The sequence below is a fragment of the Campylobacter sp. CFSAN093233 genome (genome assembly GCF_011068165.1).
In the GTDB taxonomy this organism is placed as follows: domain Bacteria; phylum Campylobacterota; class Campylobacteria; order Campylobacterales; family Campylobacteraceae; genus Campylobacter_D; species Campylobacter_D jejuni.
The window spans coordinates 76,994-100,307 of record NZ_JAAMWY010000007.1; the positions used below are offsets into that span (position 1 = coordinate 76,994).

A 23,314-nucleotide genomic window follows, 5' to 3' on the forward strand; every position below is an offset into this window, starting at 1 on the left:
ATGGACATTCAAATTTTACAAGAACAGGCAAATACTCTAAGATTTTTAAGTGCCGATATGGTGCAAAAAGCAAACTCAGGACACCCAGGTGCACCTTTGGGCTTAGCAGATATTTTAAGTGTTTTAAGTTATCATTTAAAACACAATCCCAAAAATCCAACTTGGCTAAACCGTGATAGACTTGTATTTTCAGGTGGACATGCAAGTGCTTTACTTTATAGTTTTTTACATTTAAGTGGCTATGATTTAAGCCTAGAAGATCTTAAAAATTTCCGCCAACTTCATTCTAAAACCCCAGGACACCCTGAAATTTCAACTCTTGGAGTAGAGATTGCTACAGGCCCTTTAGGACAAGGCGTTGCCAATGCTGTAGGCTTTGCTATGGCGGCAAAAAAAGCACAAAATTTACTAGGTAGTGATTTAATCGATCATAAAATTTATTGTCTTTGCGGAGATGGAGATTTGCAAGAAGGCATTTCTTATGAAGCTTGTTCTTTAGCAGGACTTCACAAACTTGATAATTTCATACTTATTTATGATAGCAACGATATCTCCATAGAAGGCGATGTAGGTTTAGCCTTTAACGAAAATGTAAAAATGCGTTTTGAAGCACAAGGATTTGAAGTTTTAAGTATAAATGGACACGATTATGAAGAAATTAATAAAGCCTTAGAACAAGCTAAAAAATCCACAAAACCTTGTCTTATCATCGCAAAAACAACTATAGCAAAGGGTGCAGGAGAGCTTGAAGGCAGTCATAAAAGCCATGGCGCACCTTTGGGTGAAGAAGTGATTAAAAAAGCCAAAGAACAAGCAGGTTTTGATCCAAATATCAGTTTTCATATCCCACAAGCAAGCAAAATCCGCTTTGAAAGTGCTGTAGAACTTGGGGATTTAGAAGAAGCAAAATGGAAAGATAAGCTTGAAAAAAGTGCTAAAAAAGAACTTTTAGAAAGGCTATTAAATCCTGATTTTAACAAGATAGCTTATCCTGATTTTAAAGGAAAAGATCTTGCTACAAGAGATAGTAATGGTGAAATTTTAAATGTTTTAGCTAAAAATTTAGAAGGATTTTTAGGTGGAAGTGCAGACTTAGGCCCTTCGAATAAAACAGAACTTCACAGTATGGGAGACTTTGTAGAAGGTAAAAATATCCATTTTGGTATCAGAGAACACGCTATGGCAGCGATTAACAATGCTTTTGCAAGATATGGAATTTTCTTACCATTTTCGGCAACTTTTTTCATCTTTAGCGAGTACTTAAAACCTGCCGCAAGAATAGCAGCTCTAATGAAAATCAAACATTTTTTCATTTTCACACACGATAGCATAGGCGTGGGCGAAGATGGACCAACACACCAACCTATAGAACAACTTAGCACTTTTAGAGCTATGCCAAATTTTTTAACCTTTAGACCTGCTGATGGGGTGGAAAATGTCAAAGCTTGGCAAATAGCCCTAAATGCTGATATTCCGAGTGCTTTTCTGCTTTCACGCCAAAAACTCAGAGCTCTAAATGAACCTGTTTTTGGAGATGTAAAAAATGGAGCGTATTTACTCAAAGAAAGCAAAGAGGCTAAATTTACACTTTTAGCAAGTGGAAGTGAAGTTTGGCTTTGTTTAGAAAGTACAAACGAACTTGAAAAACAAGGTTTTGCTTGTAATGTTGTTTCCATGCCTTGTTTTGAACTTTTTGAAAAACAAGATAAAGCTTATCAAGAAAGATTGTTAAAAGGTGAAGTTATAGGTGTTGAAGCAGCACATTCTAATGAACTTTATAAATTTTGCCATAAAGTGTATGGCATAGAAAGTTTTGGAGAAAGCGGCAAAGACAAAGATGTGTTTGAACACTTTGGATTTAGCGTTTCAAAGCTTGTAAATTTTATCCTTAGCAAATAAAATGAATACAAATTTCAAATTTCAAAATAACACTCTTTTTATCTTTGGAATTTGGGATAAAACAAGCATTTATAAGTTAAAAATAAAAGATTTTTTAGCTTTGATCCAAAGCAAGGAAGTGATTTTTGATTTTAAAGATCTAAAAGCAATCGATACCGCTGGAGTGAGATTTTTCCTTGCTTTGGAAAATGATCTTAAAGATAAAAATATTAAAATCACCAAAGAAGGCTTAAATTCACGCTTTCAAACCCTTTTTGAACTTTGTGAAAAAAACTACCAAAGACTAAGCAAAACAAAAAAATCACATAAAAATTTCAGTGAATACTTTATCGATCTTGGAAAATTAAGTTTAGAACTTTTAAAAATTTTAAGAAAATTCATCAATTTCACAGGAGCTTTTTTCACAAGTCTTTTTTTATGCCTTAAAAATCCTAAAAATTTTCGCTTTATTGCTTTTTTATATCATATAGAAAATTCTGCTTTTAAAGCCTTACCTATAGTTATTTTAACCGCTCTTTTAGTAGGAGTGGTTTTAGCCTATCAGGCTGCTTATCAACTCGCACAATTTGGAGCCAATATTTTCATAGTGGATTTGATGGGAATTTCAGCCACTAGAGAACTTGCACCTTTAATCGCTGCCATAGTAATCGCGGGAAGAAGTGCAAGTTCTTATACCGCACAAATTGGAGTGATGAAAATTACTGATGAAATTGCAGCTATGAATACTATGGGTTTTCGTTCTTTTGAATTTATTATTATTCCACGTGTCATGGCTTTGGTAGTGGCCATGCCTTTAATCGTTGCCATTAGCGATGCAATCAGTATTATAGGCGGAATGATGATTGCAAAATTAAATCTTGATATTTCTTTTGTCGAATTTTTAAGACGCTTTAGAGAAGCTGTCGATATAAAACATATCTTTATAGGACTTGCAAAAGCACCTATTTTTGGATTTTTAATAGGACTTATTGCTTGTTTTCGTGGTTTTGAGGTAAAAAACACTACACAAAGCATAGGAATTTATACAACAAAAAGCGTTGTAAATGCTATTTTTTGGGTGATAGCTTTTGATGCTTTATTCTCTGTTGTTTTAACTTCTGCAGGAATTTAAATGGTTGTTAAAGCGCAAAATATCATTACAAAATTTGGAGAAAAAATTGTCCATGATGGCGTAAGTTTTGAAATCAAAAAAAATGAAATTTTTGGTATTTTAGGAGGTAGTGGAAGTGGAAAATCCGTCCTTTTAAAACAAATGCTTATGCTTGAACATTTTGATGGTGGAGAATATGAAATTTTAGGCTATAAACTTAAAAATATCAGCGAAGAAGATGCACTTGCTTTGCGTAAAAAATGGGGTGTGGTTTTTCAGTTTGCTGCACTTTTTAGCTTTTTTAATGTTTATGAAAATATCGCCATTCCTTTAAAAGAATACACTCATTTAGATGAAAATAGCATACAAGAACTGGTTTTAATGAAGCTAAAAATGGTAGGCTTAAACGAAAGTGTTTTAAAACAATTTCCAAGTGAACTTAGTGGCGGTATGCAAAAAAGAGTGGCAATTGCTAGAGCTTTAGCACTTGATAGTAAATTGCTTTTTTTAGATGAACCTACTTCAGGACTTGACCCTCATAGTAGTCGTGAATTTGACGATTTGGTTTTAGAGTTAAAAAAAAGTTTTGATTTAAATATCATTTTGGTTACACATGATAAAGAAAGTATGAAAAATTTACTCGATCGTTTTATCATTTTAGAAAATAAAAAAGTTGGATTTTGCGGTACTTATGAAGAATTACGCCTGCAAAATGAACGACTTTTTAAAAGATTTATGGAGTAAAAGTGGAAAATAGAGCAAATTATTTTTTTGTAGGACTTTTTGTTTTTGGAGTATTTTTTGCAAGCCTTGGTTTCATACTTTGGCTTGGTGGATACTCTAAAGAAGAAAGTTTTAAGTATTATGAAATTCACACACAAGAATCCGTTGCAGGACTTGGCATAAAAGCACCCGTAAGGCTTTTGGGCGTGGAAGTAGGTAGCGTAGAAGAAATCAGCATTTACAATCAAGATGAACTCGGCGTTAACATACGCATCAAGGTCAAAAATAACACCCCTATAAAAGAAGATACTTTTGCTACTTTGCAACTTCAAGGTATCACAGGACTTAAATTTGTCCAACTTCAAGGCGGAAGTAAAAATAGCAAAGATTTAGTATCTATACAGGGAAAACTTCCAGTCATTCCTTTTAAAGAAAGTTTTTTAGCAACTATAGATAGACAAAGTGAACATATTTTTTCTTTAGTTAAAACGGCCGATGATAAATCAAAAGAACTTTTAAGCGAAAAAAATCTTAAAAATCTAGAAATCCTTTTGCAAAATCTAGCAGAATTAAGTGCAAATTTAAACGCTAATTCTAAAAATTTAAGCCTTAATCTTTCAAACGCAAGTTTAAAAATAGGAAAAATGGCTGATAATATAAGCCTTAGTGCGCAAAATTTCAACTCCAGTCTTAAAGACATAAAAGAAAGTACGATGATTTTAAAAAATTTCATAAAAAAAGCTGATGAAAAATTAAACACTTATGATGATATTAAAGCATCTTTGATGCAAAATTTAGAGCTTTTTAAACGAGTTTTAATTGAAAGCAATATTCTAATAGAAAATTTACAAAACAGCCCTGCTGATTTGATTTTTAAAGAAACCAAACCTAAACTAGGACCAGGAGAAAAATAATGCTAAAGCAATTATTCTGTATTTTGACTTTTATTTTTATGTTATGCGGATGCTCTTTAAGACACGAAACCATCAACAAAAATGAAAATATCATATTAAAAGATGAAGGAATAGATTCAAATATTTTTTTTAAAAAAACCGGTAAAATTCTTAAAATTCGCAATGCAAATGCACCTTTGTATTTAAACTCGCGAGCTATTGTTTATATAGATAATGGTTTTAGCAACAAATACGCACATTATTTCTGGGGAGATTTACCAAGCAATCTTTATTCTTTTTTAATTTTGTCAAAATTTGAACAAAGCAATATTTTTACAACCCTACTTTCTTCAACAAGCTCTTTAAGTGCGGATTATGCTCTTGAAAGCAGGATTAACTCTTTTGAGCAAATTCTTAATAACAATGAAAACTACGCTCAAATTTCTATAAGCGTAAATTTCATAAATCTTGAAAACAATCAAATAATAGCTCATAAAATTTTCAATACTAAAGAAAAAATAGAAAAAAAAGACATCCACTCTACTTATAATGCTTTTCAAAAAGCCTTGAATAAAATTGGCAATGAGATTGTTTTTTGGGTAAATTCTAACTTATCCTAATTTAGGAACACTTTTTGCTTTTTAAATATTGAGCAATATTTTTGAAAGGTAAACAATGAAAAGTGATTTAGATATATTTAAAAAACACTTAGGTGAAATTCAAGGCGTGAATGAATTTAAAGCAAATCAAATTTGCTCTCAAATCAATGATGCAAATGATTTTATAGGAGCACTTCAAGTGCTTGATATGTCTTTAAAAAAAATAGAAAAAAGTATTCTAGAAAGAATAGATGAAAATTCAGATGATATGCAAAAAAGAACTCTTGATGCCACAGCATCACAACTTATACAAAACTGCTCTTTCATGGGAACAGCTCTTTTTGGAAATATTTTCAATGTTTATGTTGGTAAAAAACTTTTTGAATTTGAAATTGCTAATCCACTTTTAATTCTTCAAACAAGTAATTACGAAGGTGTATTGGCCTATATACAAGATAAAAGAGATGAAATAAAAATCATTCTATCAGAGTTAGCAACCGCAATCACCATGGGCGAAACTATAGATAATACTGGAATTTATAACTCTACAATGGATTTTAAAAATTTATTTAAATAAGAAATAGTAATCGTTTGTTCTCTTTAAGCAAATATAATATATTTTAGCTTAAAGAGATTTTCCAAACTCTTAAAAGAGAGTTAGGCTACGAATAAAAAGGGGAGGGAAATAGCCTAACCCAAAAGAGATCTTAAAAGATCTCTTTAAACCAAAATAAATATTTAGATAATTTAACAACTTTTATTAAATTATATAAACCATATTTATGTTTTAGTTTAATACGATGTGACATTTTATTCTAAAAACACTTAATCTGCTATAAAAATATCATTTAGTAACTTAAATTATTAAAGAATATTACTACAATATTATTTAAAAAATTTTAAATTTTTAGGATTTTAAGAAAAAAATATTATTTTTATAATTTAATATCATATCATAGAAAGAATTTCAGCACGCCCATTAATCACGGCAACACAATGTTCATAATGAGCCGCATTCAGCCCATCAATACTTCCAGCATCCCATTTTCCATTATAATGCTTTGGTGTTCCATCTTTTTGGCATATCATAGGCTCTATGCAAAACACCATTCCATTTTTAATTTTAGGGCCACTTTTTGCACTCGCACCTTTTTCTAAATAGTTTAAAATTTCAGGCTCTCCATGGGGCTTTCGTCCTATACCATGCCCGCAATATCCACGAAGCGGGACAAAACCTCTTGCATGGATAAATTCGCCTAAAGCAGCTGAAAGTTCCTTAAAACGCATTCCATCACGAATAATATCTATAGCATGATATAACGCGTCTTTAGCACAAGAGATTAAAGCTTTATCAGTGGGTGAAACTTCTCCTATAGCAATAGTTCTTGCTGCATCCCCATAATACCCATCAATCAAACTTCCCACATCAAGACCTAAAATATCACCCTCTTTGATAATTTTATCATCTGGAATTCCATGGATACAAACTTGATTTAAAGATGTGCAAATGGCACCTGGAAAACCATAAAGTCCCTTAAATGATGGCTTGGCGCCAAGGCTTAAAATATAATCTTCTGCCATTTTATCGATTTGTTTTAAGCTCATTCCTATTTTAATTTCATTCTCTAAAAAATTTAAAGTTTTTGCTACAATTTGATTTGCTATTCTTAATTTTTCTATTTCATCTGGTTTTTTCAATTCTATCATTTTATTTCCTTATAAATTTAGCCAAATTTTAGCAGTATTTTTTAAAGATTCAACATCGCTTGAAGCATAAAAATGTAATTTTGCTTTATGATTTTTCAAATCTATATTTTCTTTTTCTTTAAGAAATTCAACTATAGCATCTCCTGAATGAATTAATTTTGTTTTATCACCAAAATACTTACTTAAAGAACGACCTAGTAAAGGGAAATGAGTGCAAGCGAGTATCAAAGCATCTGGAGTTGTGATATTTTTAAAATAATACTCCATAGCACTTTGCAAAAAATCTCCTTCAAAAATACCTTCTTCAACCATAGGCACAAAAAGCCCTGTAGCTAAAGCATTTATATTTGTATATCCTTGGGATAATAAACGCTTTTGGTATTCTTCTGATTTAATGGTTGCTTTTGTTGCAATGACTAAAATTTCTTTATTTTTATCATGCAAAGCTTTTATCGTTGCTTCAACCCCTGCATCAATTACACCATATACTGGAAAATGTGCTTTTGTCCTTAAAGCATCTAAAGCATAAGCACTAGCAGTATTACATGCAATGATAAGCATATCAATTTGAAATTGTTCAAAAAATTCCAATGCTTCAAGACAGAACTTTATAATAGTATCTTTATCTTTTACTCCATAAGGAACTCTTGCAGTATCTCCATAATAGATAATTTCATCAAAAAGTCTAGCTTCATAAAGAGATTTTAAAACGCTAAGCCCCCCTACCCCGCTATCAAATACACCTATTTTCACTTTAATACCTTCTTGCTCCTATATAACGAGCCTTCCAATAAGAACTATTTAGCTCGACTTCTTTTACTCCACCTTTAGTAGATAAATGTATAAATTTTCCCTTGCTCATATAAATACCAACATGCATACCATTTGGCCCTCTACCTGTCTTAAAAAATACCAAATCTCCTGTTTGCAATTTTGATTTAGAAACTTTTCTTCCAGAACCTAATTGAGTTTTTGTAGTGCGAGGTATGCGTATATTAAGCTGAGCTAATGCGCTCTGTGTAAATCCTGAACAATCAGCACCTTTTTTAGTAGTTCCACCTAAAACATAAGGGGTTTTTTTCCATTCATTTGCAATAACCTTGAGCCTTGCTTCTTTATTTGTGTTGTAACTAGGACGATAGTTTAGATTCTGATAAAAACTACATCCACTTATAAAAAATATAATCGTAATAATAAAAAAAATATGCCTCATCAATCCCCTTAAGATCGAGTAGTAAAGAATTTAAGATAAATAAAACCCCAAATCCCAGAACAAAATGAGGCTATAAGAATAGCTAAGTTATCTGCATAATTAAAAATATCACTAACTTCATACGCCAATCCATCAATAAACAAACTCATTGTAAAACCAATTCCTGTAAGTATGCAAACCCCATAAAGTTGTTTCAAATTTGAACCTTGGGGCAAAGCTGCAAATTTAAAGCGGATTGCCAAATAAGAAAATAAAAATACACCCACTTGTTTACCCACAAAAAGCCCTAAGAAAATACCTATACTTACACCTGAAAAAATTGCTCCTATATCGATATTGGATAAATTTACTCCAGCGTTAGCAAAAGCAAATAAAGGTAAAATAATAAAAGCAATCCAAAATTTTAAGCTTTCATAAATTTCTTCTAAAAATGCTTCCCCATTTTTAGTTTGCATCGGTATAAAAAATGCTGTTACAATTCCAGCTAAAGTTGCATGTACTCCACTTTTTAAAACACTAATCCAAAGAATAACTGAGCAAATAAAATAAAAAGACTTTCTTGTTATCCCTAAAAGATTTAAAATAAGCATTACCAAAATAGCAAGTCCTGCAACGACAAAAGCAACTATTGATAATTTTGTCGTATAAAAAATAGCTATAATTAAAATAGCACCCACATCATCAAAAATAGCCAAAGAAAGTAAGAAAATTTTTAAACTTGATGGAATGTGCTTGCCACACATCATTAAAATCGCTAAGGCAAACGCTGTATCTGTGGCTGTAGGTATAGCCCAACCTTTTAAAATATAAGCATCTCCTATATTTACCAAAGCAAACAACATCGCAGGTATAAGTATACCCCCTAAAGCAGCCATAAAAGGTAAAACAATATTTTTAGGATTTTTAAAATCCCCATGCAAAAATTCCTTCTTAAGCTCAAGCCCTATAGCAAAGAAAAATATAGATATAAGCCCATCATTTATCCAAAGTAAAAAAGGCTTGTTAAGCTCAATTTCACCTACACTAAATCCGACTTTTAAATTTAGAAATTCTCGATAATGTTCGCTAAAAGACCCGTTTTGCACAAGCAAAGCAAGCAAAGTACAAACTATAAGTAAAACACCACCAAAAGCCTCGTTTAAAACTAAAGTTTTTAATTTATGTACTATATTATTCATTTAACAATCTTAAGATAAATAAAACCAACAATGGCACTTAAAAAACTTGCTATTAAAATAGCAAGTTTATCCGCATGTTCAAAAATATCACTATTTTTATAAGCCAAACCATCAATAAACAAACTCATCGTAAAACCAATGCCTGTTAAAATACATATACCATAAAATTTTCCATATTTAATATTTTCAGGTAGTTTTGCAAGCTTAAGTTTGATAGCAATAAAACAAAAAGTAAAAACACCTAGTTGCTTTCCTAAAAATAATCCTAGAATAATTCCAAGGCTTACAGGCGAGAATACCGAACCAAGATGCATATCTCTGATATCAATCCCAGCATTGGCAAAAGCAAATAAAGGTAAAATAAAATAAACCACCCAAGGATTTAAATCCTTAAGAACTTCATGCAAATAAGGTTTTTTATTTTTTGTATCAAGCGGTATAAATAAAGAAATAATCACACCAGCCAAAGTCGCATGTACTCCACTTTTAAGCATAGCTATCCACAATACAACACCTACTAACACATACAAAGAAAGATGGGTGATGTGATAATAATTTAACAAAAGCAGAGCAAATATACAAAACAAACAAATAATAATCGCCAAAGCTGAAAGCTGATCTGTATAAAATAAAGCAATAATAACAATAGCACCCAAATCATCAAAAATAGCTAAAGAAAGTAAAAAAAGCTTTAAACTTGTAGGAATTTTATTTCCTAAAAGCATCAAAATACCCACTGCAAAAGCTATATCAGTTGCTGTAGGTATTGCCCAACCTTTCATAGCAAAATCATGAGAATAATTAATAGCAATAAAAATTAAAGCCGGAGTAATCATACCCCCTAAAGCTCCAAATATAGGTAAAGATACAGCTCTTATATTTTTAAGTTGCCCACGTAAAATTTCATATTTTAACTCAAGCCCTATACATAGAAAAAATATAGCTATCAAACCATCATTTATCCATAAATCCAACGACTTTGAAATTTGAAAATGATCAAATCCTACTGTAAAATTAGCATGAAAAAAATCTGTATAAATAACACTTAAAGAAGAATTTTTACATAATAAAGCTAAAAATGTAAAAAATATAAGCAAAATACCAGGGAAAGTTTCACTTAAAACCATCTTCTTTATCATTTGCATCCTTGCTCCTAAGTAAATATTTGTAAAAAATTTAATACGATAAATAAAATGGTAAAATTATAACGAAAAAATACTAAAGAAATAATTATTTAAAAAAACAAGCCCAAGATACCAAAAAGTTCTTAAGCTTGTTCTTAAGATATTTAAGCGTAAATATCTAAACCACTAGAGCTAGAAGCTTGTGGAGCGGAGGCTTGAGAGACACCTTCCATACCTTCGATGAGTTCATTCATCAATGCCTCGTTTGTGTCCATAGATTTTTTCAAAACTGAAGTATTAACAGCAGTCATTAAATTAACATTACCCATAGAAACATCTGAAACCATACATCCTCCTTTTAGATTGAGTCTTAAGACTTTATTTAAATCGGATGATATTTTTAAAACTTAATATTTTTTACTAAACTTTTTAAAATTTTTCAAGGAAGCCAATATCTGAAATTAAAAATCATAAATTTTTAAGATAAAATCCTATTTTAAAAATTTTTACACTATGAAACAATAAGCAAAATATAAATGGTTGATACTTTTAGAAGCAAATGAAATAGATAAAATTTTACTTCAATAAATTTAAGTTTTATCTTATTTTATACAATTTTTAATATAATCTAAAATTATAATTTTAAATGAGAAATCAGGAGCTTGCTAATGTTACTTAACACGCCTTGCAGGGGAATAGTAGATACAAATTTTGAAAGCAAAAGAATTAGCATAACTTCAACTTTAAAATTTCAAGAAAAAAAAGAAAAAGTAGAAGCTAAGGCTGAGAAAGAAGAAGCAAATAAAGACAATAGCAATTCTACAAACACAAATACCAATAAAAAAGATAAACTTTTGGATATATCTGCTTAGTCTAAAATATACTATAAACTATATCTCCTTAAAGAATACGCAATAAATGATTTTTTGATTTTATTAAGCTTTTAAAACATCGAAAAAAGGAAAAATTAAAAAACACAAAAACAATATCCCAAAGTCCATAGCTTAGAAGAAGACCTTGCGATACTTAAAAACAACCCATATTAAATCACAAAAATAAAATATATTTAAATATTTATTAAAATACATTTTATAATTTAATAAAAAAATATTATCAACATAAAAGCTTATTTTTTAGTTCTATTTAAGATTTTTAGTATTATACTAGCCATTATTTATTTTGATAATAAATATTATTTTTATCAAAAATCAAGGATAATGATAATGAAAATTTTTAAAATTATATTTTTAATTATAGGTATTTTTTTATCAAGCTCAGCTTTTGCTAGGGTAGATGATTATATTAATGAAGCAAATCTTATCAAAGATATGCTAAAACAAAGCATAGAAACTTATAAAAAGGGCGATAATCTAGGCGCCAAAAAGCTTAGCGAAGATGCGTATTTTCAACATTTTGAAAATATGGAAGGCCCAATAGGAAGAAACATAGGAAGAAAAGCTATCACTATGGAACGTAAATTTGTAAATTTGCGTCGCATGTATAAAGATGAAGCTCCTTTAACACAAATTAATGCTTTAATTGATAGTCTTTATTATGATCTTGATGAAGTAGCTCCGATTTTACAAAATGGATATCGTTTAAAAGCAGAAGCAAGCGATATAAACTATGATAAGGCTAAAGCTGAAAAATCAAGCCTAGAAGCCAATGCCAAACGCGAAGCTGATGCAGAAGCTTTAATCGCACAAATGATGGGTGTAGATAAAAAAGATTTAGCACAAAGCTCTTTAACCACCCAAGCTCCTATACCTGTAAATAATGATACAAGCAAACTTATAGATGATAATGCAAGCACTGATTTACAAGCTGCCGCTGCAATGGACGTAAGATTGCAATTTATACTAGATAATATCTCTACCAAATTTTCACAGGCAGCTAATGCTTTTAAAGAAAAAAACTACCAAACTAGTAAAGATTTTTTAAATGATGCCTTATTTAGTGATTATCGCAATACCAAAGTAGAAATTTTAGTAAATAAATTTACCAAAGCAGGAAACGATCAAAAAATTCAACAAGCCATACGCACCCTTATACGCCAAATCAACGATGCAAAAATAGATGAAAAAGGCTTAAGAGATGGCTTAGATAACATAGAAGAACAAATTTTTGATGTTTTCTTACAAATTCCAAATTCAGAACTTTCAAGTTTGCAAATTTCAGGCTTTAATGATGAAACAAAAGGCAAAGATTATGCCAAAGTTTCTAATGATATCAAACTTGCTTTAGATGAAATTTTAAAAAATTATGATGGCTTTAGCACTTCTATGGTAGATGATTTACAAGGAATTTATCTAGATATTTTTGAAGCAAGCGGTATGGAAAATAAAATCGGTGCTGTAGATAGTGGCTTAAAACTTAAAATAGAAAGTTTATTTTCCAAAGGCATGGCACTGATTAAAGCAAGTGCAGATAAAAAAGAGCTTGAAGCTACTTTTAATGACTTAGAACAACTCATAGCCAGCAGCGTGGATAAAATTCAAGATTCTACTCCTTATTCGCTGTTTATATGGGCTTTAGGTATTATTTTGCGTGAAGGCTTGGAAGCTTTGATTATCATTGTAGCCATTGTTTCTTATCTTGTGCAAAGTGGCAACAAAAATCGTCTAAATATCGCCTATAGTGCTCTTTTTACAGGAGTGATTTTAAGTTTTATTACCGCTTTTGGAGTTTCTTGGCTATTTAAAGAAAATGCAGGTCAAAGTAGAGAGCTTATAGAAGGTATTACCATGCTTATAGCCGTATTACTACTCTTTTATGTGGGCTTTTGGCTACTTTCAAACGCACAAAATAAAAAATGGACAAGCTTTATCAAACAAGGTGCTATAGATGCTATATCAAATAATAGCGCAAAAACCCTTTGGATTACCGTATTTTTAGCTGTTTATAGAGAAGGTGCAGAAACTGTGCTTTTTTATCAAGCCTTGCTTTTTGATGCTAAAACAAGCACTGATTTTGGTGCTGTTTTTGGCGGACTTGGACTTGGAATTTTAATACTTATTGTTTTATATTTTCTTTTAAAAGCAGGAGCCATTCGCATACCTGTAAAACAATTTTTCTATATCACTTCTTACATTATTTTTTACATGGTTTTTGTTTTTACAGGCAAAGGCATAGCCGAACTCATAGAAGGAAAAGTCATCATTCCTGGTCTTATACCTATGAATTTTGAACCGATTTTATGGCTTGGAATTTATCCTTACTATGAAACTTTAATCCCTCAATTTATAGTTTTAATTATGCTAATTATTGGCATTTTAATAACAAAACAAATTTCAAAAAAAGGAGTAAAATCATGATAAAAAAAGTTTTATCAGTAGTTGCTGCAGCTGCGGTTATTAGTACAAATTTATTTGCGGGCGAAGTGCCGATCGGCGATCCAAAAGAACTTAATGGCATGGAAATAGCCGCTGTTTATTTACAACCTATTGAAATGGAGCCAAGAGGTATTGATTTAGCTGCATCTTTAGCAGATATTCACCTAGAAGCTGACATTCACGCACTTAAAAACAATCCAAATGGTTTTCCAGAAGGTTTTTGGATGCCTTATTTAACTATAGCTTATGAACTTAAAAATACCGACACAGGTGCAATTAAACGTGGAACTTTGATGCCTATGGTGGCTGATGATGGTCCTCACTATGGTGCAAATATTGCTATGGAAAAAGATAAAAAAGGTGGCTTTGGCGTAGGAAATTATGAACTTACTTTTTATATCTCAAATCCAGAAAAACAAGGTTTTGGACGCCATGTTGATGAAGAAACAGGTGTGGGTAAGTGGTTTGAACCTTTTAAAGTAGATTATAAATTCAAATACACAGGCACGCCAAAATAATTTTACGCTCGGATTTTCCGAGTGTTTGAATATTTTTATTTTTATTTGAAAAATTAAAATAAAAATGTTTAAAGAGTAAATTATGAGTATATATTTTGTGCATTTTCTTATCAGTGTTTTACCGCTAAGTATTTTAATGGCCTTTATCACTCCTAATAAAAAATATATTTTTAAAAGTTTTTTAGTAGTTTTTTTGGGCTTTTTATTTGGATATTTTGCTTTTTTTATCGCAGCACAATTTTTAAAAACCGAAAATTTAATCTTTAATTTTGATTTTGTTTTTATAGGTTTATTGCTAGTAAGCTTTATATTTTATTTTTGGAAAAAAATTGAAATTTTAAATTTTATTTTATTGGGAATTTTAAGTTTTTGCACCGCTTTGCATTATTATTTTTTAAGTCAAGATTTCCCTATTTTTACTAGCTCTTTAATCGATAGCGAAGGTATAAGTTCTTTAGGTTTTATTGCTTTAGCCTTGCTTGTTTGTATTTTGATTTTCTTCTTTTTAAAATGGCAAAAAAATTTTAATCAAAAAACAAGCTTTATGCTGTTTTTACTGCTTATCCTTATAGAAAGCGATAAAGCTCTAGCCAATATCTTGCTTACTTTAATGCGAAATTCCATCATAGAAACTCATGCTTTTTTGGTGAGTTTTGTAGGAAAAAGTAATTATTTTGGTGTTTTTGGAATTTATGTTTATTTAATTTTCATCACTTTTTTAGCATTCTTAAGCTTAAAAATTCGCAAAAAAAATATAAGCAAAAAACAAATTTTAGATATAAATTATCGCAAAAACGAAGCTAAAACAAGTCTTATTAATCGCTATTTTTCCAGTGTTTTTATCTCCTGTGTTATAAGTTTTTGCATTGTTTTATACTTTTTTATGGTAAGCTCTAAGCCTTTAACCATAGATGAGCCTAAAGAAATTTTACCCGATAAGAATGGCAAATTTATCTTTGATATAGCTCTTTTAAGGGATAACAAACTCCACCGCTTTGCTTATATCAGTGCTGAAGGCAAAGTGATAAGGTTTTTTCTTATCAACAAAAGAGAAGATAAGGATTCTCCTGTAGCTGTTTTTGATGCTTGTATGATTTGTGGAGATATGGGCTATATCAAAAAAGATGGACAACTCATTTGCATTTCTTGCAATGTGCGTATTTTCTTGCCAAGTGTAGGTAAAAGCGGGGGTTGCAATCCTATCCCACTCAAATACGAATACGATGGTAAAAAAATCACCATAGATGTTAAAGATGTAATAGCAGGATCTAATTATTTTAGTCAAATCAAAGAAATTGAAGTGCAAGATCCTGTATCAAAAACAAAGGTTATAAACACCCAAGCTCCTTTTTCTTATAGCTATAAAGGGATTACTTATTATTTTTCAAATCAAAACAACTATGAAGAATTTAAAAAAGATCCTACAAAATATGTAGAAGAAAACGAAGCCCAATTTTTAATCCAAAGGAGAAATGATGTTGGCTAAAATGATTTTTAACTCTATATTTAAAAACAAAATTCAAAAATTTTTAGCCTTTCTTACTTGTTTTTTAGCCACGCTTTTGCTCTCTACTATGCTAAATATTACCCTAAGTATAGGTGATGAAGTAACTAAACAACTCAAAAGCTATGGCTCTAATATCCTTGTTTTACCCAAAGGCTCAAGCCTTAGTATAGAAATAGGTAATGAACTTTATGAACCCTTAAAAAACAAAAACTATCTAGAAGAAAAAAATTTATATATGATTAAAGACATTTATTGGCGTAACAACATCACCGCACTTGCTCCTTTTTTGGAAGGTAAAATCACAATTGAAAACTCCCAACAAAAAGCACTTATTTATGGTACTTATTTTCAAAAAGCCATAAAAATTAAAGATGATGATGATTTTATCACAGGTATAAAAAGTCTTTATCCTTATTTAGCAGTGCAAGGAGAATGGGCAAAAGATGATAGTAATGAAATCATGCTAGGCGAAGACTTTGCTAAAAACAATAAACTAAAATTAGGAGATACTATCAAACTCATAGGAGAAAACAATCAAAGCAAAGAAGCAAAAATCGTAGGCATTTTACTTCATGCCAATCCTAAAATGTCAAATAAAATCATCGCTCCTTTAAATTTAGCTCAAGATTTACTCAACAAACAAGGGCTTTACTCAAGTGCAGAAGTAAGAGCTTTTACCATACCTGAATCAGCCCTTTCTGAAAAAGTACGTCGCATGGGCGAAGAAAAATTAGATCAGTTAGAATATGACAAATGGTATTGCTCAGCTTATGTAGACTCAATCGCTAGTCAAATTAGCGATGGCTTGCCAGGTGCTGATGCAAAAGCTCTAAATGCTATAAGCGATGCTCAAAGCTTGGTGGTTAAAAAGATCCAATCCTTAATGGGCATTACTTGCATTATTTGTCTTATTGTTGCAAGTATTGCGATTTCAAGTCTAATGAGTTCTGAAATTCATCGTAGAAAAAAAGAAATAGGACTTTTAAAAGTACTTGGTGCTAATACTTTTCAAATTTATCTCATCTTTGCTAGTGAAAATTTAATCGTAGCTTTATTTGCTGCTTTATTTGGATTTATTTTTGGCACAGCACTTTCTCAAATCATCAGTCTTAGTATTTTTGGATATTTTATTGATATAGCCTTTGTAGCTTTACCTTTAAGCTTTATTTTTGCAGGACTTATTGCCTTACTTGGTTGCTTGCTTCCTATCAAAAATATCACACAACTTTCAGCTGCAGGAGTGCTTTATGGTAGATAAGTTTTTCCTCAATGAGCTTTTTAAAAGCATTAGCTTTTCTTATCAAAGACTTTTTATTATAGTTTTAAGTGTTTTTATAGGAGCACTTACTTGCTCAGCTTTTTTAAATATTTATTTTGATATCGACATCAAACTTTCTAAAGAATTAAAAGCTTATGGAGCAAATGTAATGATAAGTCCCAAGCAGGATGAAAATTTTATCTCCAATACTGAGTATGAAAAAATAAAAGAAAATTTAAAGGCTAGAGCTTTAACTCCTTTTTTGTATGATTTTTTAAATTTAGGCAGTACAAGCGGGGTGGTTTTAGGCACTGATTTTAGGGCTTTAAAAATCACTAAACCTTTTTTAGAAGTTAAAGAAGGAAGCTTTTCTCTAAATGATTTTGATGAAAATTCAGCCTTTTTAGGAGTTAATTTAGCCAAGCAACTAGGCCTAAAAGCAGGCAATGAACTTCAAATTTATAATCCAAACAACGGAAAAAGCATAAAACTTACCATAAAAGGCATACTTTCAAGCAATGATGAATTTGATAGCATTGTTTTAGCCCCTTTAAGCGTGGTGCAAAATTTAAGCGATAGAGCCGGTATTAACTATGCTAATGCTGTAGTTTATGGAAATTTTGATGAAGTTAAAGCCAAAACACAAGCAATCAGCAATGAATTCATCGATGCAAAACCTATATCTTCAGTATCCTTAAGTGAAGGTTTAGTGCTTGGAAAAATCAAAGCTTTAATGTTTTTAATCATACTTGTGGTATTGATCATAGTTACTACTAGTGTTAATACAACTTTAAGTTCTATTATATTTTCTCGCAAAAAAGAAATCGCACTGCGTTTAGCCTTGGGTGCGAAAAAAAGTGAAATTTTTAAACTTTTTGCTAGTGAATGCTTTATAGTAAGTTTTTTTGCTAGTTTAATCGGAGCTTTTTGTGGGATATTTTTAGCCAATGTCTTTGGTTATTTAATTTTTAATTCTAGTATTGATTTTAGATTTATAGCTGTTTTTATAGCCTTAATCATTTCTTTGATTTTTGCCTTTTTGGCTGCATTTTTTCCTATAAAAAGAGCATTAAAAATCAATGTGTGTGAAAATTTGAAAGGTGAATGATGAAAAAAGAACTTATTAAAATAAACAATTTAAATAAAGAATTTGGCAAAGTTAAAGCCTTAAACAATATCAACTTAAGCGTCTATGAAGGAGAATGGCTTGCCATCATGGGTCCATCAGGAAGTGGAAAATCAACACTTTTAAACATACTATCGCTCATGGATACTCCAAGCTCTGGAGAGTATATCTTGGATAATGAAAACCTAGAGCAAATGGATGAAGAGCAAAAAATCACCTTGCGTCGTGAAAAAATAGGGCTTGTCTTTCAACAATTTCATCTTATCCCCTATCTTAACGCCTTAGAAAATGTTATGCTCTCTCAGTATTATCACTCAAGTGTAGATGAAGAAGATGCCAAAATGGTTCTTGAAAAAGTAGGACTTTCGCATAGACTCACTCATTTACCTAGCCAATTAAGTGGCGGAGAACAACAAAGAGTTTGTATAGCAAGAGCTTTAATCAACAACCCAGAGCTTTTACTCGCAGATGAACCCACAGGAAATTTAGATGAAGCCAATGAACAAATCGTTCTTCAAACCTTGCAAAAATTAAAAAATGAAGGTAAAACCATAGTTTTAATCACACACAATCCTGATTTAGCCAAATTCGCAGATCGAACCCTTATCTTACAACATGGGGTGTTAAAATGAAAAAAAGCCTTTTAATCTTAAGTATTTTGTTTTTACTCAATGCTTGTTCTTTTGAAAATTCAAAAGATACTGGAAAAGTTGGAGAAAAAAGCGCTGAAATTTCAGCTAAAGATACTTTAGGAAAAGCTGTAAAACTTGCTGATGATAATACAAGTTTAAAAGTCTTAGTCTTTTTTCAAAATGGCTGCCCTTCTTGCTTAAAAGAACTCCCTTCTTTAGATGAATTCATACAAAATCACCCCAATAAAATCAGTGTTTATGCTATAAATTCCATCGATAATGCCAATGTGGTTAAGGTTTTAGCCGAACAATTTGACTTTAAAAATGTAAAAGTTTTAAAAGACGATCTTAAAATCACCAATGATCGTTACGCTGTGTTTGCAACCCCTACTACCATCATCATTAAAGATGGGATGATAAAAGATAGAATTTTAGGAGAAAAACCATGGGAATTTTTCGAATCCAAGCTTATTTCTTTGCTTTAATCATAGCTTTATTTTTTGTAGCTTGTGATAGTGGAGAAAATTTTAAAGCTTTAAATAGCGATAAAACCTATAATTTTGCCTACAATGGTTTTGAAAAAAGCCTAAAACTAAATGATAAAGCACAAAATTTTGCCTTAGTATTTTTCACAAAAGATTGCGGAGTTTGCAAAGAACAAATTCCTATTTTACAGAATTTGGCTAAAAATTATGATTTTAATATCTTTGTGGTTTTAGGCGATGCAAACGATGCAAACGATGCAAAAGCTTGGGCTGATGAAAAAGGTTTATCTAATTTAGCAATGTTTTATGAAAAAAGAGCAGCTAAATACCTTTCAAGTGCCATTGGGGAAATATATGGAGTACCTGTGCTTAGTTTTTTCAAAGAAGGAAAAATGGATGAAAAATTCATAGGCTTAACTCCTTATAGCATACTTGAAAAAGAAATCAAAAAAGTAAAAAGCTAAAAATTTACTTTAAAGCTTTTTATCCCCTATAAAATATCCATAAAGCTCATAGCTTCCATCTTTTTTCATCAAAATTACAGGATATTTTTCACTATAACCTTGTTCCATTCCTGGACTTCCTTGCGGCATGCCAAGAGCTGAAATTCCTATAACATCTTTAGGTTTGTTTTCAAGCAACCATGCTATAGCACTTTCAGGAACATGCCCTTCAATAGCATAGCCTTCAATCACACCTGTATGGCAACTTTGATACTCATCTTTTATACCCATTTTTTCTTTGATTTTAAGAAAATCATTGGTTTTATGAACACTAACCTCATAACCCTTAGCTTTCATATAATCAGCCCAAAGATCACAACAGCCACAAGTAGGACTTTCATAAATTTGTATTTCCTTAGCCTGCGTAAGAGTGAGTAAAAAAAGAATGGTTAAAATTGTTTTTTTCATAATTGCTATCCTAAGTAAAAAATATATAATAATACTTTTATAAAGTTAATATCATCACATTTTTAACACTAAAAATGAATTTACAAAAATTTAATCAAGAAAAGACTTTTAATGAGTGTTGATTTTGTCTTTGCAGCAAAGATATAAAAGATAAAACGATTTAAAAAACTAGAAATTTTTAACTTAAAAAGCTTAAAATTTAGATATATTTTATACTTACTATGTTTTTTCATAGTATGTTCTAATGGTGGATTTCCGCCAAGAGTGAAAACTCAAGGCGGATTTTTATTTGCAATATTTACTTAATAGAATAATTATGATCAGCTGTGCCTCCACATAAATACCCCTTCTTATCAAAACTTGCAATTTCGCAAGAAAGAGTAGATAATCTAGCTCTTTTACCATCACTAGTTAATATAAGAACTTGTTTATAATAAACATAATTGCTTTTATCTGAATATTCTTTTTGTATTATAGCTTGAGTTGAATTATAAGTTCTTGGATCAACTTTTGCAACAATATCTGCTTCATAAAAAGTTGCCTTTTTAAAAAGTGGCTCAGTTAAAGTTGATTTTATACTCTCTTGGAAATATTTGTTTTGCATTTCGCTTGCTGAAACTGGAACTAAATCTTTTTTATTGATAACTATCAAATCTGCAAATGCTGACACATTTAAAGCAACTAAAACTGCTAAAACTAAACCTAATTTTTTCATTTTATCTCCTTGAATTGAATTTTGTATATTTGAATTATTTTTCAAATCTTTTGCAAGATAATTTTTAAATTTATCTAAATTAAATTTGCATTTTATCTAACAATCATAAGAAATTTTAAAATGAAATAAAAATTTATGAGAAATCAACTCTTATTTGAAAATGATAAAAGTAAGTGGTGCGGATGAAAGGACTTGAACCTTCACGCATTGCTGCACCAGATCCTAAGTCTGGCGTGTCTGCCAATTTCACCACATCCGCAAAGTGGTACGCCCAAGAGGATTCGAACCTCTGACCTACGGCTTAGAAGGCCGTTGCTCTATCCAGCTGAGCTATGAACGCATATAAAATCTTGGTGGTGCGCCCGATAGGAATCGAACCCATAACCTACAGATCCGAAGTCTGTCGCTCTATCCAGTTGAGCTACGAGCGCTAGTGGGGTGAGTGATGGGAATTGAACCCACGACCCTCAGGACCACAATCTGATGCTCTAACCGACTGAGCTACACTCACCATTTTGTATAAATTTATAAAAAATGGTCGGGGTGAAAGGATTCGAACCTTCGGCCCCTTGGTCCCAAACCAAGTGCGCTAACCAGACTGCGCTACACCCCGAATAAATAAAAGGAAATATTTTATCACAAAATAATTTTAAAGTCAAGGATTTTCATCTCTTATTCTTAAAAACACCGGAAAGCGAGGTAAGGAATTTTTGGTCAATCCATTAAATTTATAAGTCACAATACTACCAATTTTTGGAGGATTTTTTCTATCTTCATCTTTTAAACCACTGCCTATTTTAATGATTTGTCCATTAGGCATTTTACAAAGTAAGGCACCTACTTGATTTTCAAATTTACCCTTGCCCTTGCGAAATCCTACCAACTCACATTCTGCATCATCATAGGGTTTTAATTTCGTGGCATTTTTACTTCTGCCTTTTTCATAAGGACTTAAATTTTTGCGTATAACAATACCTTCACCTTGATTTTTTATAATGCTTTCGTAAAATTGATTTAAATTATTTTGATTTTCAACTGGAATTTGAGAAATAATTTTTATATAGGCACTAGGATATTTTTGCAAATACTCTTCTAAAACAGCCAAACGATTTTTAAGAGTGCAAGTAGAAATTTGAAATTCTTCGCAAGCATTTGGTACATCAAAAATATTATAAGTTACTTCCTTCCATAAGGTCAAATTACTATCGCCACTACGAATTAAAGCTGAAATTTCATCAAATTTATTTCTTGCTAGCCAAAGCTCACCATCAATAGCAAAAGGAGGGAAATTTTTTGTAAAAAAGTCAGGAGTTTTTATTTTGTAATTTTGGCGAGTTTTTAGATATTTCCCATCCCAAATTCCACGCACTCCATCAAGTTTTTCGCTCATCAAATAAGCATTAAAATCTTTAGAGTTAAAATCTTGCTTATCGAATTTGCTAAGAAGTAAAATTTCATTAGCAAAAACTAAACAAGCACAACATATTAAAAAAACAAACCTCATCAAAGCAGATTAATCATATATCCAGTTGCATCTTTTTGAATATTATAATTATAAGTTCCATCAAGATATATTACAAGTCGATAATATCCTTTATGAGATCCAAAGTCTATGCGTTTAAAAATAGAATTGCTAAGGCGTATGTTTTTTGTAGGGCTAATCATTTTAGATCTAAAATCTATAACGATTTTACTTGGATTTCCTACTGAAAAATCTGTAATCATTTCATCACTAGTGTTAAGTTTTATTTTATTTTTATAAACCGCATAAGAAATAAAATCATAAATCTTTGCAACCTGTAAAGGTATTTCAACATTGGCTGTTGAGTTTGATTCTTGTTTGGAGCTATTTTTTTCAGGTATAGTAACTGAAACATCGAGTACTTTTGAAGGATCAGGACTTTTAAATCTTGATATAGTATAAGTATCGTGCCAATCAATACTTTTATTGACATCTAAATCGATCTTATCTTCACTTCCGTCTAAATTGATATAATTAAAAGTGATGCTTTTTAAAATTCTTGCACTAGAATTAAATTTAACTTCCTCTTTTTGAAATTCAGGTGGAGCAACCAAGGTTATATTTTGATCTGTCTTAAAAGGATTTTCATCAGCATATAAAAGAGAGGTAAAAATAAAAAATATTGCCAAAATTCTAGTTTTCATTTGGGTATAATCCTTTTAATTCAAAATAATCTTTTTGTGCTTTAGCATTTTGTTCTTTGAGCAAAATAATCTTTTTATTAAGCTCTTCTTTGGTATTTTCTAAGCTTAATAAAGTATCTAAAGAATACTGCCCAAAAAACATATTGCCAAAATAAATCGCTCCAATTACAACAAGAAAAGCCCAAAAAATCATTTTTATAACATGGGTATAAAAACTTTTTTTTCTTGTGCTTTCGTC

General features: G+C 30.8%; 26 protein-coding genes and 5 tRNA genes. 15 read left to right on the forward strand and 16 right to left on the reverse strand.

Features of this window, described 5'->3' with window-relative positions; all coding sequences use genetic code 11:
* The 6 genes from tkt to FBF15_RS06695 are packed head-to-tail and all read left to right on the forward strand — an operon-like array spanning position 1 to position 5,781.
* Positions 1 to 1,899 (forward strand): transketolase, encoded by a 1,899-nt coding sequence (gene tkt, locus FBF15_RS06670; RefSeq protein WP_038816995.1) that lies wholly within the window; start codon positions 1 to 3, stop codon positions 1,897 to 1,899.
* Between the two features lies 1 nt (position 1,900).
* Positions 1,901 to 3,010 carry an MlaE family lipid ABC transporter permease subunit gene (locus FBF15_RS06675; protein ID WP_038816996.1) on the forward strand — a complete coding sequence of 370 codons (1,110 nt, stop codon included), beginning with the start codon at positions 1,901 to 1,903 and terminating at the stop codon, positions 3,008 to 3,010.
* Positions 3,011 to 3,733, forward strand: coding sequence for an ABC transporter ATP-binding protein (locus FBF15_RS06680; protein ID WP_002856037.1), 723 nt, complete (start codon positions 3,011 to 3,013; stop codon positions 3,731 to 3,733). It abuts the gene before it with no gap.
* 2 nt (positions 3,734 to 3,735) lie between these two features.
* A complete protein-coding gene (locus FBF15_RS06685) occupies positions 3,736 to 4,626 on the forward strand; it encodes an MlaD family protein (RefSeq protein ID WP_002856572.1) in 891 nt (296 codons plus the stop codon).
* Entirely contained in the window at positions 4,626 to 5,225 is a 600-nt protein-coding gene (locus FBF15_RS06690; protein WP_002855883.1) for an ABC-type transport auxiliary lipoprotein family protein, read from the forward strand. Before FBF15_RS06685 ends, FBF15_RS06690 begins: the two co-directional genes overlap by 1 nt.
* 55 nt (positions 5,226 to 5,280) lie before the next feature.
* Entirely contained in the window at positions 5,281 to 5,781 is a 501-nt protein-coding gene (locus FBF15_RS06695) for a flagellar FLiS export co-chaperone (RefSeq protein ID WP_002855995.1), read from the forward strand.
* Between the two features lie 371 nt (positions 5,782 to 6,152).
* On the opposite strand, the gene map is transcribed toward FBF15_RS06695, so the two are convergent.
* From map to FBF15_RS06725, 6 genes are all read right to left on the reverse strand, one after another.
* Positions 6,153 to 6,911, reverse strand: a complete 759-nt coding sequence (map, locus tag FBF15_RS06700) for a type I methionyl aminopeptidase (protein ID WP_002868878.1) — start codon at positions 6,909 to 6,911, stop codon at positions 6,153 to 6,155.
* 9 nt (positions 6,912 to 6,920) lie between these two features.
* Positions 6,921 to 7,664: a glutamate racemase gene (gene murI / locus FBF15_RS06705; protein ID WP_038816789.1), complete on the reverse strand. Its 744-nt coding sequence runs from the start codon at positions 7,662 to 7,664 to the stop codon at positions 6,921 to 6,923.
* 1 nt (position 7,665) lies between these two features.
* Positions 7,666 to 8,124: a C40 family peptidase gene (locus FBF15_RS06710; protein ID WP_052803999.1), complete on the reverse strand. Its 459-nt coding sequence runs from the start codon at positions 8,122 to 8,124 to the stop codon at positions 7,666 to 7,668.
* A gap of 8 nt (positions 8,125 to 8,132) precedes the next feature.
* Complete coding sequence (gene nhaA, locus FBF15_RS06715; RefSeq protein WP_165434615.1) at positions 8,133 to 9,302, reverse strand: Na+/H+ antiporter NhaA; 1,170 nt, start codon at positions 9,300 to 9,302, stop codon at positions 8,133 to 8,135.
* Positions 9,299 to 10,447, reverse strand: coding sequence for a Na+/H+ antiporter NhaA (gene nhaA / locus FBF15_RS06720; RefSeq protein ID WP_038816440.1), 1,149 nt, complete (start codon positions 10,445 to 10,447; stop codon positions 9,299 to 9,301). The genes nhaA (FBF15_RS06715) and nhaA (FBF15_RS06720) overlap by 4 nt, the downstream gene beginning before the upstream one ends.
* Before the next feature lie 143 nt (positions 10,448 to 10,590).
* Positions 10,591 to 10,773 carry a YjfB family protein gene (locus FBF15_RS06725; RefSeq protein ID WP_002787583.1) on the reverse strand — a complete coding sequence of 61 codons (183 nt, stop codon included), beginning with the start codon at positions 10,771 to 10,773 and terminating at the stop codon, positions 10,591 to 10,593.
* Between the two features lie 321 nt (positions 10,774 to 11,094).
* On the opposite strand from FBF15_RS06725, the gene FBF15_RS06730 reads away from it, so the two are divergent.
* The 9 genes from FBF15_RS06730 to traF all read left to right on the forward strand — a co-directional run bounded on the left by FBF15_RS06730 (position 11,095) and on the right by traF (position 19,748).
* Positions 11,095 to 11,298, forward strand: coding sequence for a hypothetical protein (locus FBF15_RS06730; RefSeq protein ID WP_002871895.1), 204 nt, complete (start codon positions 11,095 to 11,097; stop codon positions 11,296 to 11,298).
* 351 nt (positions 11,299 to 11,649) lie between these two features.
* The gene (locus tag FBF15_RS06735; protein ID WP_002884237.1) at positions 11,650 to 13,740 is read left to right on the forward strand and encodes an FTR1 family protein; all 2,091 of its coding nucleotides are present in this window, start codon (positions 11,650 to 11,652) and stop codon (positions 13,738 to 13,740) included.
* Complete coding sequence (locus FBF15_RS06740; protein ID WP_002778842.1) at positions 13,737 to 14,276, forward strand: iron transporter; 540 nt, start codon at positions 13,737 to 13,739, stop codon at positions 14,274 to 14,276. The genes FBF15_RS06735 and FBF15_RS06740 overlap by 4 nt, the downstream gene beginning before the upstream one ends.
* 82 nt (positions 14,277 to 14,358) lie before the next feature.
* A complete protein-coding gene (locus tag FBF15_RS06745; protein WP_002860100.1) occupies positions 14,359 to 15,762 on the forward strand; it encodes a Fe-S-containing protein in 1,404 nt (467 codons plus the stop codon).
* Positions 15,749 to 17,041 carry an ABC transporter permease gene (locus tag FBF15_RS06750; protein WP_072233176.1) on the forward strand — a complete coding sequence of 431 codons (1,293 nt, stop codon included), beginning with the start codon at positions 15,749 to 15,751 and terminating at the stop codon, positions 17,039 to 17,041. The genes FBF15_RS06745 and FBF15_RS06750 overlap by 14 nt, the downstream gene beginning before the upstream one ends.
* A complete protein-coding gene (locus tag FBF15_RS06755) occupies positions 17,031 to 18,149 on the forward strand; it encodes an FtsX-like permease family protein (protein WP_002851556.1) in 1,119 nt (372 codons plus the stop codon). The genes FBF15_RS06750 and FBF15_RS06755 overlap by 11 nt, the downstream gene beginning before the upstream one ends.
* Positions 18,146 to 18,799 (forward strand): ABC transporter ATP-binding protein, encoded by a 654-nt coding sequence (locus FBF15_RS06760; protein WP_002860103.1) that lies wholly within the window; start codon positions 18,146 to 18,148, stop codon positions 18,797 to 18,799. Before FBF15_RS06755 ends, FBF15_RS06760 begins: the two co-directional genes overlap by 4 nt.
* The gene (locus FBF15_RS06765) at positions 18,796 to 19,284 is read left to right on the forward strand and encodes a TlpA disulfide reductase family protein (protein ID WP_002851267.1); all 489 of its coding nucleotides are present in this window, start codon (positions 18,796 to 18,798) and stop codon (positions 19,282 to 19,284) included. The genes FBF15_RS06760 and FBF15_RS06765 overlap by 4 nt, the downstream gene beginning before the upstream one ends.
* The gene (gene traF, locus FBF15_RS06770) at positions 19,245 to 19,748 is read left to right on the forward strand and encodes a conjugal transfer protein TraF (protein WP_002851157.1); all 504 of its coding nucleotides are present in this window, start codon (positions 19,245 to 19,247) and stop codon (positions 19,746 to 19,748) included. The genes FBF15_RS06765 and traF overlap by 40 nt, the downstream gene beginning before the upstream one ends.
* A gap of 9 nt (positions 19,749 to 19,757) precedes the next feature.
* Here traF and FBF15_RS06775 read toward each other — a convergent pair whose 3' ends face one another.
* The 10 genes from FBF15_RS06775 to FBF15_RS06820 form a co-directional block, all read right to left on the reverse strand.
* Complete coding sequence (locus FBF15_RS06775; RefSeq protein ID WP_038816911.1) at positions 19,758 to 20,195, reverse strand: DUF411 domain-containing protein; 438 nt, start codon at positions 20,193 to 20,195, stop codon at positions 19,758 to 19,760.
* A gap of 298 nt (positions 20,196 to 20,493) precedes the next feature.
* Positions 20,494 to 20,910 carry a hypothetical protein gene (locus tag FBF15_RS06780; protein WP_002851144.1) on the reverse strand — a complete coding sequence of 139 codons (417 nt, stop codon included), beginning with the start codon at positions 20,908 to 20,910 and terminating at the stop codon, positions 20,494 to 20,496.
* A 174-nt stretch (positions 20,911 to 21,084) separates the two neighbouring features.
* Positions 21,085 to 21,169, reverse strand: a tRNA-Leu gene (locus tag FBF15_RS06785).
* Positions 21,170 to 21,173: 4 nt separating this feature from the next.
* Positions 21,174 to 21,250 (reverse strand) — tRNA-Arg (locus FBF15_RS06790).
* Positions 21,251 to 21,264: 14 nt separating this feature from the next.
* Positions 21,265 to 21,341: transfer RNA gene (locus FBF15_RS06795), tRNA-Arg, on the reverse strand.
* Positions 21,342 to 21,344: 3 nt separating this feature from the next.
* A tRNA-His gene (locus tag FBF15_RS06800) sits at positions 21,345 to 21,421 on the reverse strand.
* Positions 21,422 to 21,445: 24 nt separating this feature from the next.
* Positions 21,446 to 21,523 (reverse strand) — tRNA-Pro (locus FBF15_RS06805).
* Positions 21,524 to 21,565: 42 nt separating this feature from the next.
* Positions 21,566 to 22,414, reverse strand: coding sequence for a DNA ligase (locus tag FBF15_RS06810; RefSeq protein ID WP_052786612.1), 849 nt, complete (start codon positions 22,412 to 22,414; stop codon positions 21,566 to 21,568).
* On the reverse strand, positions 22,414 to 23,076 hold the full coding sequence (gene cgpA, locus FBF15_RS06815) for a glycoprotein CgpA (protein ID WP_002851387.1): 663 nt from the start codon (positions 23,074 to 23,076) through the stop codon (positions 22,414 to 22,416). Before cgpA ends, FBF15_RS06810 begins: the two co-directional genes overlap by 1 nt.
* The gene (locus tag FBF15_RS06820) at positions 23,066 to 23,269 is read right to left on the reverse strand and encodes a hypothetical protein (RefSeq protein WP_002839177.1); all 204 of its coding nucleotides are present in this window, start codon (positions 23,267 to 23,269) and stop codon (positions 23,066 to 23,068) included. Before FBF15_RS06820 ends, cgpA begins: the two co-directional genes overlap by 11 nt.
* Positions 23,270 to 23,314: the final 45 nt, after the last annotated feature.

What these genes read in the sequence shown, in the direction of transcription:
- FBF15_RS06695 (WP_002855995.1), top strand. Translation starts at nt 5,281, where the DNA reads ATGAAAAGTGATTTAGATATATTTAAAAAACACTTAGGTGAAATTCAA.
- FBF15_RS06775 (WP_038816911.1), bottom strand. Translation starts at nt 20,195, where the DNA reads ATGAAAAAAACAATTTTAACCATTCTTTTTTTACTCACTCTTACGCAG.
- map (WP_002868878.1), bottom strand. Translation starts at nt 6,911, where the DNA reads ATGATAGAATTGAAAAAACCAGATGAAATAGAAAAATTAAGAATAGCA.
- tkt (WP_038816995.1), top strand. Translation starts at nt 1, where the DNA reads ATGGACATTCAAATTTTACAAGAACAGGCAAATACTCTAAGATTTTTA.
- nhaA (WP_038816440.1), bottom strand. Translation starts at nt 10,447, where the DNA reads ATGCAAATGATAAAGAAGATGGTTTTAAGTGAAACTTTCCCTGGTATT.
- FBF15_RS06755 (WP_002851556.1), top strand. Translation starts at nt 17,031, where the DNA reads ATGGTAGATAAGTTTTTCCTCAATGAGCTTTTTAAAAGCATTAGCTTT.
- cgpA (WP_002851387.1), bottom strand. Translation starts at nt 23,076, where the DNA reads ATGAAAACTAGAATTTTGGCAATATTTTTTATTTTTACCTCTCTTTTA.
- FBF15_RS06725 (WP_002787583.1), bottom strand. Translation starts at nt 10,773, where the DNA reads ATGGTTTCAGATGTTTCTATGGGTAATGTTAATTTAATGACTGCTGTT.
- FBF15_RS06745 (WP_002860100.1), top strand. Translation starts at nt 14,359, where the DNA reads ATGAGTATATATTTTGTGCATTTTCTTATCAGTGTTTTACCGCTAAGT.
- FBF15_RS06820 (WP_002839177.1), bottom strand. Translation starts at nt 23,269, where the DNA reads ATGATTTTTTGGGCTTTTCTTGTTGTAATTGGAGCGATTTATTTTGGC.
- nhaA (WP_165434615.1), bottom strand. Translation starts at nt 9,302, where the DNA reads ATGAATAATATAGTACATAAATTAAAAACTTTAGTTTTAAACGAGGCT.
- FBF15_RS06710 (WP_052803999.1), bottom strand. Translation starts at nt 8,124, where the DNA reads ATGAGGCATATTTTTTTTATTATTACGATTATATTTTTTATAAGTGGA.
- FBF15_RS06780 (WP_002851144.1), bottom strand. Translation starts at nt 20,910, where the DNA reads ATGAAAAAATTAGGTTTAGTTTTAGCAGTTTTAGTTGCTTTAAATGTG.
- FBF15_RS06680 (WP_002856037.1), top strand. Translation starts at nt 3,011, where the DNA reads ATGGTTGTTAAAGCGCAAAATATCATTACAAAATTTGGAGAAAAAATT.
- FBF15_RS06675 (WP_038816996.1), top strand. Translation starts at nt 1,901, where the DNA reads ATGAATACAAATTTCAAATTTCAAAATAACACTCTTTTTATCTTTGGA.
- FBF15_RS06750 (WP_072233176.1), top strand. Translation starts at nt 15,749, where the DNA reads ATGATGTTGGCTAAAATGATTTTTAACTCTATATTTAAAAACAAAATT.
- FBF15_RS06765 (WP_002851267.1), top strand. Translation starts at nt 18,796, where the DNA reads ATGAAAAAAAGCCTTTTAATCTTAAGTATTTTGTTTTTACTCAATGCT.
- FBF15_RS06760 (WP_002860103.1), top strand. Translation starts at nt 18,146, where the DNA reads ATGATGAAAAAAGAACTTATTAAAATAAACAATTTAAATAAAGAATTT.
- FBF15_RS06730 (WP_002871895.1), top strand. Translation starts at nt 11,095, where the DNA reads ATGTTACTTAACACGCCTTGCAGGGGAATAGTAGATACAAATTTTGAA.
- FBF15_RS06810 (WP_052786612.1), bottom strand. Translation starts at nt 22,414, where the DNA reads ATGAGGTTTGTTTTTTTAATATGTTGTGCTTGTTTAGTTTTTGCTAAT.
- traF (WP_002851157.1), top strand. Translation starts at nt 19,245, where the DNA reads ATGGGAATTTTTCGAATCCAAGCTTATTTCTTTGCTTTAATCATAGCT.
- FBF15_RS06690 (WP_002855883.1), top strand. Translation starts at nt 4,626, where the DNA reads ATGCTAAAGCAATTATTCTGTATTTTGACTTTTATTTTTATGTTATGC.
- FBF15_RS06735 (WP_002884237.1), top strand. Translation starts at nt 11,650, where the DNA reads ATGAAAATTTTTAAAATTATATTTTTAATTATAGGTATTTTTTTATCA.
- FBF15_RS06740 (WP_002778842.1), top strand. Translation starts at nt 13,737, where the DNA reads ATGATAAAAAAAGTTTTATCAGTAGTTGCTGCAGCTGCGGTTATTAGT.